The organism is Aminipila luticellarii (assembly GCF_004103735.1).
Taxonomy (GTDB): Bacteria; Bacillota; Clostridia; order Peptostreptococcales; family Anaerovoracaceae; genus Aminipila; species Aminipila luticellarii.
The window spans coordinates 922,480-937,260 of the sequence record NZ_CP035281.1 but is presented as its reverse complement, the minus strand read 5'-3'; the positions used below and the strand labels follow the sequence as shown (position 1 = coordinate 937,260).

At 42.2% G+C, this 14,781-nt stretch carries 12 protein-coding genes and 1 riboswitch; of the genes, 3 read left to right on the top strand and 9 right to left on the bottom strand.

Annotated features, from left to right (window positions below; genetic code table 11):
* Positions 1 to 45: 45 nt before the first annotated feature.
* Positions 46 to 708, bottom strand: a complete 663-nt coding sequence (locus EQM06_RS04245; protein ID WP_128745153.1) for a peroxiredoxin — start codon at positions 706 to 708, stop codon at positions 46 to 48.
* 187 nt (positions 709 to 895) lie between these two features.
* On the opposite strand from EQM06_RS04245, the gene EQM06_RS04240 reads away from it, so the two are divergent.
* The 3 genes from EQM06_RS04240 (at position 896) to EQM06_RS04230 (ending at position 4,399) form a co-directional block, all read left to right on the top strand.
* Positions 896 to 1,393, top strand: a complete 498-nt coding sequence (locus EQM06_RS04240) for a PH domain-containing protein (RefSeq protein ID WP_128745152.1) — start codon at positions 896 to 898, stop codon at positions 1,391 to 1,393.
* Entirely contained in the window at positions 1,386 to 2,849 is a 1,464-nt protein-coding gene (locus EQM06_RS04235) for a PH domain-containing protein (RefSeq protein WP_128745151.1), read from the top strand. Before EQM06_RS04240 ends, EQM06_RS04235 begins: the two co-directional genes overlap by 8 nt.
* 74 nt (positions 2,850 to 2,923) lie before the next feature.
* The gene (locus EQM06_RS04230; protein ID WP_128745150.1) at positions 2,924 to 4,399 is read left to right on the top strand and encodes a spore germination protein; all 1,476 of its coding nucleotides are present in this window, start codon (positions 2,924 to 2,926) and stop codon (positions 4,397 to 4,399) included.
* A 70-nt stretch (positions 4,400 to 4,469) separates the two neighbouring features.
* Here EQM06_RS04230 and EQM06_RS04225 read toward each other — a convergent pair whose 3' ends face one another.
* The 8 genes from EQM06_RS04225 to EQM06_RS04190 all read right to left on the bottom strand — a co-directional run bounded on the left by EQM06_RS04225 (position 4,470) and on the right by EQM06_RS04190 (position 14,758).
* Positions 4,470 to 5,402, bottom strand: coding sequence for a dihydroorotate dehydrogenase (locus EQM06_RS04225; protein ID WP_230975021.1), 933 nt, complete (start codon positions 5,400 to 5,402; stop codon positions 4,470 to 4,472).
* Positions 5,395 to 6,204: a dihydroorotate dehydrogenase electron transfer subunit gene (locus tag EQM06_RS04220; protein WP_128745149.1), complete on the bottom strand. Its 810-nt coding sequence runs from the start codon at positions 6,202 to 6,204 to the stop codon at positions 5,395 to 5,397. The genes EQM06_RS04225 and EQM06_RS04220 overlap by 8 nt, the downstream gene beginning before the upstream one ends.
* 8 nt (positions 6,205 to 6,212) lie before the next feature.
* Entirely contained in the window at positions 6,213 to 7,115 is a 903-nt protein-coding gene (pyrF, locus tag EQM06_RS04215) for an orotidine-5'-phosphate decarboxylase (protein ID WP_164914344.1), read from the bottom strand.
* Between the two features lie 57 nt (positions 7,116 to 7,172).
* Positions 7,173 to 8,465: a dihydroorotase gene (locus EQM06_RS04210; RefSeq protein WP_128745148.1), complete on the bottom strand. Its 1,293-nt coding sequence runs from the start codon at positions 8,463 to 8,465 to the stop codon at positions 7,173 to 7,175.
* Between the two features lie 3 nt (positions 8,466 to 8,468).
* Positions 8,469 to 8,900, bottom strand: a complete 432-nt coding sequence (locus EQM06_RS04205) for an aspartate carbamoyltransferase regulatory subunit (protein ID WP_128745147.1) — start codon at positions 8,898 to 8,900, stop codon at positions 8,469 to 8,471.
* Positions 8,901 to 8,911: 11 nt separating this feature from the next.
* The gene (pyrB, locus tag EQM06_RS04200; RefSeq protein ID WP_128745146.1) at positions 8,912 to 9,838 is read right to left on the bottom strand and encodes an aspartate carbamoyltransferase; all 927 of its coding nucleotides are present in this window, start codon (positions 9,836 to 9,838) and stop codon (positions 8,912 to 8,914) included.
* Between the two features lie 409 nt (positions 9,839 to 10,247).
* Entirely contained in the window at positions 10,248 to 11,573 is a 1,326-nt protein-coding gene (locus tag EQM06_RS04195; RefSeq protein ID WP_128745145.1) for a diaminopimelate decarboxylase family protein, read from the bottom strand.
* 99 nt (positions 11,574 to 11,672) lie between these two features.
* Positions 11,673 to 11,888: riboswitch (cobalamin riboswitch) on the bottom strand.
* A 158-nt stretch (positions 11,889 to 12,046) separates the two neighbouring features.
* The gene (locus tag EQM06_RS04190; protein WP_128745144.1) at positions 12,047 to 14,758 is read right to left on the bottom strand and encodes an S-layer homology domain-containing protein; all 2,712 of its coding nucleotides are present in this window, start codon (positions 14,756 to 14,758) and stop codon (positions 12,047 to 12,049) included.
* Between the last annotated feature and the right edge of the window lie 23 nt (positions 14,759 to 14,781).

Below are 14,781 nucleotides of genomic sequence, written 5' to 3'. Positions count from 1 at the left end.
AAAGGTTTCCTCTTTTTCTCTTTCTATTTTTATTTTCCTTCTGCTTTATGCCTCTTCCTCTTCATTCCCCGGTTGTTTAAAGCACCAATACCAATCATTGCAGATCAGGCCTAATGCCTCGGCATTCATTTGCCTCTCCAATAATTCTTCATAGGTATCCGGCGGCGGCACCAGAACAGGATTGCCCGGTTTCCAGTTTGCCGGCGTCAGCACATGCTCCGCATCCGTCATTTGAAGAGCTGTCACCAGTCTGAATATTTCAGGTATGTTCCTGCCGTTGGTCATAGGATAAGTCAATATCGCTCTTATCTTCTGATCCGGATCAATGATGAATACACTTCTGACCGTGGTCTGAGTACTTACATCCGGCGCGATCATGCCGTATTCACGGGCAATATCTCCAATGCGGTCAACTACAATCGGAAACGGTATTTGAATTCCCGAAATTTCATAGATGGAATTTACCCAGGCCAAGTGAGACGGATTGCTGTCTATGCTTAACCCCAGCAGTTTTGTATTTATTCTTTCAAACTGATCATTTACCTGAGCAAATGCTACAAATTCTGATGTGCAGACCGGTGTGAAATCTCCGGGATGGCTGAAAAAAACAAGCCAATGTCCTTTATAATCGGATAAACTTAACGGGCCAAAAGTAGAATTTGCGGAAAAGGCGGGTGCAGTCATTCCAAGAGTTAGATTGTTTTCCATTATAACATCTATAACCTCCTTCATTTATAATTATAATATCTGCTTATACTGTAATATGCACCGCAGGCAGGGGCTATTACATAAAAACTGAAATGCTTCAATGGAAAAGATTAATTTTTTGTTATGTACCTTTGAATCTATTTCCCCCGGTACATTTATGATATACTGAATAAAAGGAGTAAACACCATGGAATTAGAATACAAAGCATTAAATAAAAAAGCAAAAGGGTGCATGAGGCTTTCATCAGTAATCCGGACAGCAATATTGTTGTCTATTTTGGGTATCGCCAGAGCACTCTGTTATTTCAGCCATATATTGCTGCCTGCATGGGTAGATATTTTATTTGCAGCTATTATCCTGCTCTGCATTTTAGAAATTTTAGTTGCACCGATCATCCGATACAAAAGATACAAATATTACATTGATGAAGACAGACTGGTAGTAATTGAAGGGCTTTGGTTCATTAGCAAAACAATGGCGCCCATAGAACGGATTCATCAAATTGAAATCGGAAGAGGTCCCATAGACCGATTATACGGTCTCAGCGAGGTGGTAGCTACAACCGCCGGAGGGCATATCACCATACGTTTTCTTGAAAATCAAGTTGCCGAAGAAATTGCGGAAAGTCTGGGGATTCGGATTGCTGCAATCGTAAAGGAGCAAAGGAGTGATACGCATGCCTAAAGTCCGATGTCACTTCATCTCTGTTATCATGAAAACCTTTAAGACTATCTGGTATATCATAGCGATGTTCGTTTTTCAGTTTCTGGATGCCTTAAAAGACATACGAATGCAGTCCCTTCCGTCACAATCGGTATTATTGGGCCTGATTGCTATTTTTGCCATCATCATGATTTTCTTTGTCTTTAACCTGCTGAGGTGGTGGAAAACTAAAATATATATTGAAGGAGACACTTTAATTGTAGAGCGGAATCAGCTTTCACAAAGCAAAACAACGGTGAAGCTCTCCAGTATTTCCACTGTAAATCTGCAGCAGAATATTTTTGAAAAGATATTTGATGTCTATACGCTTCAATTAGATATTAATTCTTCTGTAACGGCCAATAAAACGGATTTTAGCTTAATCTTTGAAGATCAAACAGCTTTTGCTTTTAGGGACTATATCCTTTCGTATTTAGACAACGGCATTACCTTTAATGAAATACCGTCCGAATCCGCTTCCTCCCATTCATACGGCATGGAAAAGAATTCAGAGCAAATTATCAGCTTCCCGTTTAAAGAAGTACTCCGGCATTGTGTGCTGAGCTTTTCATTTCTCGGCGGAGTCTATGCCATAGCTATTGCGGCTGCAGCAGTCTGTGCATACTTTACCTCCGGAGAAAAGACTCATCCGGTATTTTTTCCTGCTGTTCTTTCTCTCTTTCTCGCAGTGATACCTTTTATATATAAAAGCCTTACCGCCTTTCTCTTATATCACAATTTTATTTTGGAAAAAAACGGGGATAAAGTCATTGTCTCCTATGGCCTTTTCACTAGAAAACAATTTACGCTCCCCCTAGATAAAACGAATGCATTGATTATCAGACAACCTTTTCAAGCAAGATTATTTAACCTCTGTTATGGAGAGATCCTTAATGTAGGAATGGGCGGGGATTCATCACAGAATCAATCACCGATATTCTGTCTTCTGGTCAAGCCTGATGTTCTGCAATCCATCATTCATCAAATTGCTCCACAGTTTGTTCTGGAAGAAAAAGAAGAAAAGTCCCCTAAGACAGCCATGATACCGATTTTAATCAAGTGGGGATTCTGGGGAATCCTTTTTCTGGCAGGATTTTCTTTCTTTTATAAGTGGTGGATTGGATTGATTCTTTTTCTGGGTTTTCTCTTGTGCGGTATTCTTTCCTATACCACTAAAGGCTTAAAATTATATGAGGACAAGCTTTCTGTCACCACCGGCGTTTTTGATAAAAGAACCATAACCGCTTCTTACAGCAAAATTCAGAATACCTCGGCAAAATATGGACCCATCAGCCGCCTTTTAAAGCTGGCTCATGGAAATGTGTCCATTTTATCTTCTGCCAGCAACCAGAATAATTCCATTGGGTATTTTCCGGAGCAGGTCTTTGATACCATATTTAATCAAACGGTATCTCACGATAGTATGAATAAAAAATAGCACGACCCTCCCTTTAGTTGATGCATTCTTTTTGCAAAAAAAGGAACACTATTCATGAACAGGAGGGATTTTTTATGCAGGTAAATAATTATTGGGCAGAAACCCTGAAAGGTGCTCTGCCCGTGGGCGAAAGCTTTGATATGTTGGCCAGAGATATTCAGATTGGCGATAAAAAAGCTGTGATGTTTTATGTGGATGGCCTGGTAACCGGTCAATCCATGCCGCTAGTCATGTCATACTTATTTCGTGTGGATACGAGCCATGCCGGAAGTATAACAGATACGAAAGAATTTATAGAAACAAACCTGCCTTATTTAAACGCTCAGGCGGAATCAAAGATGGATAAGGTCTTGAAATTTATTTTTTCCGGATTAATCGCCCTAGCCGTAGAAGGCTTTAGTGAGGCAATCATCATTGATGCCAGATTCTATCCGGACAGGGGCGTCGAAGAACCATCTAAGGAAAAAAGTCTGCGCGGAGCTAAAGACGGTTTTACGGAATCCTTTATGACCAATATTGCTTTAATCCGCCGTAGAATCCGCGACCCGAATCTCATTTTTAAATCGCATACGGTAGGAAAAACCACTCAAACGGATATCAGCCTTGCCTATGTGAAGGGAAAGGCAGACGATGCACTGGTTCAAAAAATCTCAGATAAACTAAAGACCATCTCTATCGATGCCTTATCCGTGGGAGACCAGACCATTGCGGAGCATCTTCTGGATGATCCAAAGCAGAAAAGTTTTCTCGGTTGGCTGAATCCCTACCCTAAAGTACGGTATACCCAGCGTCCCGACGTGGTCGCCGCTCATCTGACCGAAGGAAAAATTGCAATCGTAGTGGATACTACCCCTACTGTTATTTTATTGCCTACCGGTATTTTTGACTTTTTACAGGATGTCGACGATTATTATTTTCCGGCAATAACAGGCAATTACTTTCGCTTACTGAGGACGATTGATTTTATAGGGATCATATTTATCACCCCGCTTTACCTCCTGTTTGCCCAAAACTATTTGCCTGTATATGACGCCCTGAAGTTTTTCATTCCCAGAGGGGATTTTGCCATCTCTTTATTTTGGCAGTTCATTCTTTTGGAATTTGCCATAGACGCACTAAAGCTGGCGTCTTTGAACACGCCCGATTCCCTCGGCATGTCTCTTTCGGTCATAGGGGCGTTAATATTGGGAGAATTCGCCGTTTCATCCGGCTGGTTCATTCCTCAGACCATACTCTGTATGGCCGTAGTTGCCCTTGCCAGCTTTACACAGCCCAGCATTGAACTGGGATACGCTATCAAATTTATGCGAATGTTCATCCTGATCGGCATTCAACTCGGAGCGCATATCGGGGCAACGTCTATAGCCATGAGTTTACTTGGCGGCAACGCTGTTTCCATTTGTGCCATATTCGGTGCCTTAATAGCTACAGCTGTTGATTTTATTTCTATTGGGGCAACAAAAACCCTTGCCGGGACTTCTTATTTATATCCGCTTTTTCCCTTTGACGGGGATGCCATGAAGCATCTGGTATTTCGTACAAAAGCTTGATTTTATTATCAAAAATGGCTGTACCACTTCCTATTATAGAGAAAGCGGGTGAAAATTTCACCCGCTTTCTCTATTTCATAAATGCCTCATGGATTTCTCCTATTGTTTTAAACCCTTGCTCCCTCATATATTGCTTTAATTCCCGCAGAATATCGACCGGCGCCGTCGGATTCACCAGAGCCGCCGTCCCCACGGAAACAGCATCTGCTCCGGCCATAATAAATTCTGCCGCATCTTCACCGGTCATAATTCCGCCAAGTCCGATAATCGGTACTTGAACCGCTCTTCTGACTTGATAGACCATTCTCACCGCTACTGGTTTTACCGCCGGTCCCGAAAAACCGCCCATGATATTTGCCAATACCGGTTTTTTTCGCTGAACATCTATTTTCATGCCCAACAGGGTATTGATCAGAGAAATGCCGTCTGCTCCTTCCGCTTCAACCGCCCTTGCAATTTCTGCAATATCTGTTACATTTGGCGTCAGCTTAATAATAACAGGCTTCCGACTCACTTTCTTCACGGCCTTCGTTACGGCTGCTGCCATCTTAGGATCCGTACCGAATCCGATACCGCCCTCTTTTACATTGGGGCAGGAAATATTAATCTCCATCATGGCGACCTCTGTTTCGCTCAGCCGCTCTGCCACAGAACAGTATTCCTCTACGGTTCTTCCCGCCACATTGGCTATAACAGGGGTGCCAGTCTGTTTTAAATACGGAAGTTCTTCCTTTATAAAGGCTTCCACCCCGGGATTTTGAAGACCTACAGCATTCAGCATGCCGCCGTATACCTCTGCGATCCGTGGAGTGGGATTTCCGCTCCACGGTTCACTGGCAACCCCTTTTGTAATAACGGCTCCAAGCTCACTGATATCATAAAATTCTCCGCTCTCTCTGGCTGAAAAGGTTCCGGAAGCTGTCGTTATAGGGTTTTTCAGCAGGACACCGGCAAAGTCAACACTTAAATCCAATTCTCTTTCCATTTCTTTCAGATTATTCATCCCAAACTACCTCCTCCCCGAAAAATACAGGTCCATGCTTGCAGACACCTTTTTGCTGTATTTCCATACCTTGATTGGTTTTCACTTTGATTTTACAGGTGCATCCCACACAGGCCCCATACCCGCAGCCCATTCTTTCTTCCAGAGAAACTTGGCAGTGAATCCTTTTTTCTGTGCAGAAATCACTTAAGGCTTTCAGCATGACTTTCGGTCCGCAGGAAAAGTATTCGTCTGCATCAATCCTTTTTTCTTTTATCATCTGCACTGCATTGCCATGAAATCCACATGTTCCTCTATCCGTCGCTACATGTACCTCCCTGCAATATTGTTTTAATTCTTCTATTAGAAACGGCTCTTCCTGAAACCCTACGGCAGCAAGAACCTCCGCTCCCTTTTCTTTCAACCTTCTGGCCAAAAGTACCATAGGAGGCACACCAATACCTCCCCCTGCTACAACGACTGTTTTGCCGCTGTAATCATCGATCTGTCCGCCAAGGGCAGTGCCTTCGATAAAATATCCGTTTCCAAGCGGTGTACTTACTCTGATTTGATTCATCGCCTGATACGCTGAAAGTTCCCTTGTTCCTTTTCCTGCGATTCTGTAGACAATTGTTATGCTGTCTTCCTCTGCATCACAAATACTGAGGGGTCTGGGGAGCAGCATGCTTTTATCCTCCAGATAAATATTCACAAACTGCCCCGCTTTAACAGGTCCCATCTCCGAACTTTGAATCTGCATTTTATAAACATCCTTTGCAATCGGATCATTGCATAGAATGTTTCCCCATACTACTTTTTTCATAACTACTCCTAATACTGCAGGTCTGCCTTCATGGCAAGTGCCGCAGCCCGTGCAGCTTCTCCCGCACGTTCACCATATTTATTATTTTTCTTATAGGCTGCTGTGATTCCTCTGGAAGAATTCACGATGCACCCTCTTCCATCTTTGTCAAAAAAGCCTTTTAAATCGGCTCCGGTTCCCCCTTGAGCACCGTATCCCGGTACTAAGAAAAAGGTATGGGGCATGATTTTTCTCAAATGCGCTCCCTGCTCCTTATGGGTCGCACCTACGACTGCTCCAATTCTGCTGTAGCCCATGGTTCCCATGGACTGTGTTCCCCATTCCTTCACCAGCTCTGCTACCATTTCATAGATAGTCTTATCCTTCACCACAATGTCCTGAATCTGACTGCTGGAAGGGTTGCTCGTCTTGACCAGCACGAACACTCCTTTGTCTTTCTTATTGCATGCGTCGATAAAAGGCTGAATTCCATCTATTCCCAGATATGGATTGATGGTAATCCAGTCCTCTTTCCATAAATCAAATTCTTCCCCTGCGATCTCCGTCCCTTCGATATGCGCCGCATAAGCTGCCGCAGTAGAGGAAATATCCCCTCTCTTTATGTCGCCAATGACTGTCATTCCTTTTTCCCTGGCGTATTCTATGGTTTCCAGATAGGCTCTGATTCCTTCCACTCCATACTTTTCATACATAGCGATCTGAGGTTTTACCGCAGGTACGATATCTGCCACACTATCTATGATTTCTTTATTGAATTTTATAAACATGCTGCCTACTGCATCAGGTGTTTTCCCGTATTTCTCAAACATTTCTGCCTGCAAAGGTTCCGGAATCATCTCCAGGGTAGGATCCAGCCCTACCACCGTAGGATTTTTCATCGCATCTATTTTTTTGAGTAATGTATCGATCATCTCATACCTCCATCCTCTTCCATTCCACAGCTTCGCCTGCTCTTAAAGCTTATGCGGCTATTCAGCCGCATAAACGATCCTGCCGTCTATTATTGTATACAAGATTTCTCCATAGACCTTCATGCCCAGAAAAGCCGAGTTTTTTCCTTTGGAAACAAAGTCCTCCCCCTTGATCTGAAAGCATTTCTCTATGTCTATAATGGCAATATCTGCCGTTTTGCCTGCCGCAAGAATTCCTCTGTCCAGCCCCAATATTTCAGCTGGTTTACAGCTCATTTTATCAATCAGCTCCAAAGGAGTCAATACTCCGGTTCGTACAAGAAAGGTATAGCTTACTGCAAAAGACGTTTCCAATCCGACTACGCCGTTTAACGCCTTCTCATAACCGCATTCCTTTTCTTCTCTGCTGTGAGGAGCATGATCGGTGGCGATAACATCCAGCGTTCCATCCTGCAAGGCTCTTTTAACGGCAGCTACATCCTCTTTGGTTCGCAGCGGCGGATTCATTTTCTTGTTTCCGTCATTACCCGCACAGCTCTTGTCCAAAACAAAGTAATGGGGTCCGGTTTCGGCTGTAACCGGTATTCCTTCGGCCTTTGCTTTTCTGATGATTTCCAGGCTTCCCGCCGTACTGATATGACAAAGGTGAATGGGGCTGTCCGCTTCTTTTGCCAGCATGATATCTCTGGCCACAATCAGCGCTTCACCGATTCCGGTTCCTGCCAAGCTGTCGTCCTCCGTATGAGAAAAGGCGATTAATCCATTCTTTCTGCCTTCCCATATTCCCCGGAGCATCATCCCCGCATTCATCACAGAACGCCCGTCTTCACTGATGGCACAGATTCCCTTTCCGGTCAATTCCCTGCACCGTGTTTGGGTCTGACACATTCCGTGAATGTCAGCCAGATTTTTGCCTCTCTGGCCCTCGGTAATACTGCCCACGGACAAAACATGTACCCCGTTTGCACGCTTGGCTTTTTCATCAATATATTTTACGACCTCTGGGCTGTCTATGACCGGTCTGGTGTTCGGCATACAGCACACCGTGGTAAAGCCGCCCTTTGCAGCAGCTTTACAGCCTGTAAAAATATCTTCTTTATATTCCTGACCCGGCTCTCGGAAATGGACGTGAAGATCGATCAATCCCGGCACCACCCATTTCCCCGCAGCCTCTATCTGTGTGACTGAATCGGTTTCAAAAGGCTCTTCGCCCCATATAGGCATCACACCTGAAATTCCTGCTTCTGTTTTCATGCAAACTATTTTTCCGTTTTCGATGTAAAGATTTCCTACGGCTTCCAGTCCAAGATCCGGATCAATAAGCATCCCATTCTTGATCAGAATTCTCATGAATTAATAAGCTCCCTTCATGGATACGATTTCATCGCAGTATTCGCATCGGTACTCTCTGTTTTCGGCATCAATCAAGTGGAAGATATGTGGTGCATTGGTCTCTACAGAGGTCACGCACCTTGGGTTTTTACACTTTATAACATTTGTCACCGTTTCAGGCACTTGCAGTGTAATCTTTTTAACGATCTCACCATTTTCTATGACATTTACCGTAGCATTTGGCTCAATCAATCCAAGAACATCCAGATTTACATCGGTTACATTTTGAATCTTGACAATATCCTTTTTACCGTGCTTCTTGCTGCATGCATTCATGATAAATGCAACGGTATTCGTATTCAGGTCGATATCAAGATATTCTAAAATCTTGGCACCGAGACCGGCCGTGATATGATCAATTACAATTCCTTTTTCTATACTGTTTACTAACATTTAAATCCCTCCTAACCTTCTATTCCAAGAAGACTCATGATAAGAGCCATTCTGACAAACATACCGTTCTTCGCCTGAACAAAATACATGGCTCTCGGATCCTCATCCACCTCCACGGCGATCTCATTTACTCTCGGAAGCGGATGAAGTACGATCATGCTCTCTTTAGCCAGCTTCATCTTTGCTTTGTCTAAAATATAAGTGTCCTTCAACCGGATATAGTCCTCTTCATTGAAGAATCTTTCTTTCTGTACTCTCGTCATATAAAGAACATCCAGCTTCGGCAGGGCTTCCTGCAAGCTTCTCACCTCTTCAAATTCAATGCCGTTCTTTATGAGGATTTCTTTTCTTACATAGTCCGGGATCCTCAATTCCTCCGGAGAAATCAGAATGAACTTCACATTTTTATATCGGGAAAGTGCCTTGATCAGAGAATGAACTGTTCGTCCAAATTTAAGATCTCCGCAGCAGCCTACTGTGATGTTCTCAAATCCGCCTAAAGTTCTTCGGATTGTCAGAAGGTCCGTAAGAGTCTGAGTCGGGTGCTGATGTCCTCCGTCCCCGGCATTAATGACCGGCATGCTCGTACTGTGAGCTGCTACCTTGGGAGCTCCTTCTTTCGGATGCCTCATGACGGCAAGATCGGCATAGCATGCAACGGTCTTGACCGTATCTGCAATACTTTCCCCCTTTGCCACTGAACTGGAATTGGGTTCGGAGAATCCAATGACCTGTCCCCCCAGTCTAAGCATGGCTGCCTCGAAACTGAAACGGGTTCTTGTACTTGGTTCATAAAACAGTGTAGCCAGCAGCTTACCATCACAAGCATGCACATATTTTGCAGGGTCGCCTATAATTCTGTCCGCCAAATCAAATACTTCCTCAAGCTCGCTTAAAGAAAAGTCCATAGGTTCCAATAAATTTCTACCTTTTAACATATTAAATCTCCTTTCCAGCAAAAAAAAATCTTCCAATAATGGAAGATTAAATAATACAATCATCTAAAGAAAAGGGCATCTCCAATAGAGACGATTTCCCGGACAACGGCAATAAACAAATTAATTCTAAAACCGAAGGATATGCCGCCGAGTTCTCAAAATCTTTTGTAAGGTCGTAATTCTCTCTTATATAATTTTCAAACGTCATTAACATATGTATAATTCCTTCCTACCATTCACTTTACAGCAAGGTTTTAACACACTAGTATAACCTGCCATAAATTCCACAAAATCGCACTTTCTCTTTTTCCTCGTGCCTAAATCTTCAATATAATACCATGCCTATCATGTGATGTCAATAGAAAAATGCATGGCAAAACTATGTATTTATTTTTTACCAAAATAGTCCTCAAATCGCGCATACATTTAATTCCTCTCGGAAAGGTTCTTCCCCTTCCAACAGATCTTCATATCGCTGCGGCCTTTTAATCTGTTTTACCGTACCATTCTTTTTGATCATAATGGCACCCGGTCTTGGCCTTCCGCTGAAACTGGACAGGTACGAATGGCTATATGCTCCCGCATTAATAAAAGCAATGAAGTCTCCTGCGGTTATGCTGCCTGGAAGTCTGATGCCCTCTGATGATGCATAAGACAGACCGCTGATTTTATAGGACATGTTATGGTTTTCCGTTATTTTATTAGCGCAGAGCAGCTGATTATAGCTCAAAAGCCTTTCAAATTCCATTCCGTTGTTTAGGCCTTCATCCAGAACCAGCCAATTTTCATTTAAATTTTTTCGATATTTTTCATTTACAATACTGGTCAGCAGGATTCCTGCAGAAGCGGCGATTTTTCTTCCGGGTTCAATAATCAGTTCTATATCTTTAAAAAATTGACCATATTCTTTTCCTGCCCATTTCTCCACTGTAGCTGCATTTAATTCTTCTGACACCGCTTCTGCAATCTGCCCCATGTTGTCGGACGAAATACCCCCTCCGATATTTAAGCTCTGCGGGGAAAAGCCAGTCAACTGATACATTTTTACCGCCGTTTCAAGCATAGTAACAAAAGCTTCATGAACGGATTCCGGCTCATGTGATCCATTTTGAAGATGGAAGTGGTATCCTTTGAGCTTTACGTACTTCTTGTTTTTTTGAGACATCCGAATAGCGGTTCGAAGCTGTTCAAATGTAATACCAAATTCAGATTCCTGCCCCGACAGCCTATGACGATCGGAATGGTAATAGGAAATTTCAGGGGCCACCATCAAGGCAATATTTACCGGAGTATCTAAAGCTTCGGCAATCTTAGCGATTCTGGTCAGTTCATAAATGGAGTCAATATTAACAGACTTTACTCCGCTCTTTATGGCAAGTTCAATTTCCTCACCTGTTTTGCACGCTCCGGTGAATATGATCTGATCCCCCTCGAATCCGGCCTGCAGGCCTTTAAACAATTCCCCTCCGGAGTTGACCTGTAAATTACACCCCGCATCCCTTATGACCTGCAGGTTGGCCAGGGTGGATTCACATTGCGCTGCATAATGTATACTCGTTTTATCATAAAAGGTCCTAAAGGCAACAATTACTTCATTCACATTCTTTCTCAGTTCCCTTTCAGAGAAAACATATAGTGGGGAGCCATATTTTTCAACCAGCTTTATTAAATCCCTTCCATCAAAACATAAATGCTCTTTTTCAATTTTAAATATCTTATTCTCAAAAATATCCATTTGTAATCCCCCCACATAACAAAAAAACTGCGACAAAAATCGCAGTCCGTTTTACTGTTCTATTTCTAGTATTCTTGCCAATGATCCATGCTACCCGTGGATTGGCGTGCTTCTCATGCAGGTCTCCTGACTTGTGTATCTACATTTCTTTTAACCTTCCCGAATAATCTTCAGTGGCTATTTATCCTTTTCAGAATAAATCTTAAAAGAAACTCCTCACTCACAGTGGCGGGTCCATTCCGGATTTTCACCGGATTCCCTCTTAGTCAGACTTTATTGGAACATAAAGCTGAAACATGGAAGTAATATAATTTCTATTTTTATTAGTTTATCACACATACGGTGTTATTTCAAGCCCAATTTTACCCTTTAAAAGACTGGGCTCAGAAGAATCGATCTTAACGATATCATTCTAATACCCACTCTTTAAAAAATAACTTTCAGTAACAACTGCGCACATATCTTCCCTATGTTTATAAATAGTTCTGCATCAATACAGAAATCATTTTGGAGCACTCTGCTCTTGTGGCACTTTCTTTCGGTGCAAAAATATCTACAGTTTTTCCGTTTATCACTCCTGCTTTTTGTAATTCGATAACCGCTGATGCTGCATACTTTCCGATTTCCTCTTTATCCCGAAACTCCACTTCTTTGTTTACTTCCTCTAATTTTTTATTTTCAATTTTTGACATATATCTGGAAAGAATTACAGACATATCTTGCCTTGTTATGCTATCATTCGGATCAAAGCTAAGACCTCCGCCATTCTCTAAAGATCCTGTGACAAGACCTTTTTCTTCAGCCCACGCAGCTGAACCGGCGAACCATTCTCCTGCCTTGACATCTTTAAATTTAGGATCTCCGTACGCACTTAAATCCGCACCTGCCAGATTAGCAAGCATTTGTACGAATTCCGCACGGGTTATTTTATCATCTGGTGCAAAGCCTGCATCATTTATACCTTTGACCACATCTCTTGCCGCCAAAAAAACAATTTGATCCTTTGCCCAATGTTTTGATATATCATTAAACGAAATATTTCTATATCCTACCGCATAGCTAGAAAAGTGATCCGTTGAAAAGCTCAGCATCTTTGTCTGTAAATCATACACACAGTTTTTCATGATTTCCAGACTGCCTTTATCTTTTATATAATAGGCCACGATGCCGTTTGAATTCTCAGACTCCGCTGCTGCATATGGTACAGAAATCTGTAGATTATCTGCAAATTGAGAGACTTTTTTATCTCCTGTAACTAAATTAAAATCAAATATAAATCCCCCTTTGATCTTTTCTTGGAGATTACTCTTATTTTCTTCTGTAAGCTCCGCTTTCTTTTCTAATTCTACTTTTTTGACCGTAAAAATTACATCTCCATCAGCACTTTTTAAAAGATAGTCTAAATTTTGTTTATCCAGTCTGATATTTGCTATAGGAGTCTGTACTGTCAGCACATCCACTTTCTTTCCCAGCTCTGTCACAGCAGCCTCGGGCAACTTTGTTTTTATCTCGTTTATCTTGCTGTCTGCATTAATTACTATCTTTATTTCTTTCTTGGGTTGAATACCAGAATTTTGATCATCTTTTTCGGCAGCTGCTATGGCATCACTTATATCCTTTGCCGAAACATCAGCGGATCCCTTGCCATCTTTGTCTATAGTCGCTTCTACTTCAATCCGTCCTACGGTATTTTCTTTTGTTAGCTCCTCAAACTCCTTAATGGCTGCCTTCCCGCCGGCGGCTTCTACTGCATCCGGATCTTTTGTCCAGTCATTTGTGTAATACCATACCACATTGTCCCCATCATGCAATTTATACTTTGTCAATGCAATATCTGGCAGCTCATCATTCACCTTATAAAGCCAGCCCGAATGCTTCCCTTTGTCAAATTCAACTAAGCTTTTACCTGATGCATTGGTTATAGAGGACACGTAGTTTTTATTCGTTATGACATAAGAAAAATCTTTTTCATCCAATGCTTTCGTAAATGCATGATATACAGTTGCATCAGATTTTAAGGTTACCGTTGTACGTGGAATCCAAACCCCCGAATCAGCCTTTAATGTAAAGTTTACCTTCATTTCCTTTTCAGATATCGGATCTGCAGGATCCGCTTCCTTACCTCCTGCACCATTTGCATAAGCAGCACTTTTAGATTCTTTTGAAAAATCGTATATATTATATGGTAAACCGTTTTTCATGACTTCTGATGCAGCAATCAAGGCCAGAAAGCTCTGCTGTGTAGCATACTCGTTATAAACTCCATCAGAGTACCCGAAACCATCATCAGACGGCATCTTATACGTTAAAAGTCCGTCCATCAGACTTTTTCCATCTTTTATGAACCTGCTGTCTGTGTGAGGATTTATGCCCAGCTGAGCCAGAGCAACTATTACAGAAGCATCGCTATTGGCACTGCCATAACTTCCATTTTCCGTCTGCTTTTCAGATAAGGTGACAAGCATCTTATCTATTTCCGGTTTAACATCTTCTCTGTTGTAATATGGCGCCAGTCCCTGCAGAATCATAGCCGGAGTATCCACGCCCCAGCTCCAGTCCACATTTTCTAATTCTCCAAGCAGATAGTCTACATATTGATTTTTTAAAGTATCCGAACTGTATTCCCCTTGATTCAGCGACAAGAGTACATAAGGGGCAATCGTTGAATACCAGCTCTTTGTTGCATCTTCCAATTTAATGTTATTCAATTGCTCTACCGCATTTATCCTGGTCTTATTTACAGTCCACAAGGCGGTCGGATCATACCCCCATGCACTCATTCCATTAACTGCATTTGCCAGTTTATTTGCATTGGTGGATACCGTTGTCCCTAAGGAGGTAATATCTGAAATAGTTTTATTGATAAATGCCTGTTTTGAATCATCCGATATATCTTTTGCCGTATCTGAAAAAGCTTTTTTATATGCACTCATTCCTGTAGCATCCCACCATGTACCGGACGTACCCCACCAATCAGCACCTTTTTCTGCATAAACAGCTGCAATTTTCTCCGTTATATCTTTTATCTGAGATTCCGTGCTATAGTTCTGCTGATCTTCGCCGGTGGAATCCACTTCTTCATCTGAACTGTCGGCAAAGGTAGTCAAAGGCATCATGGTCAGTGTCATAATCAGCACCAGTAAAAATGCAATGCTCTTTTTTAACACTTGATTTCTTGTACTCATTTTTATTCTTTTTCCTCCTTTTT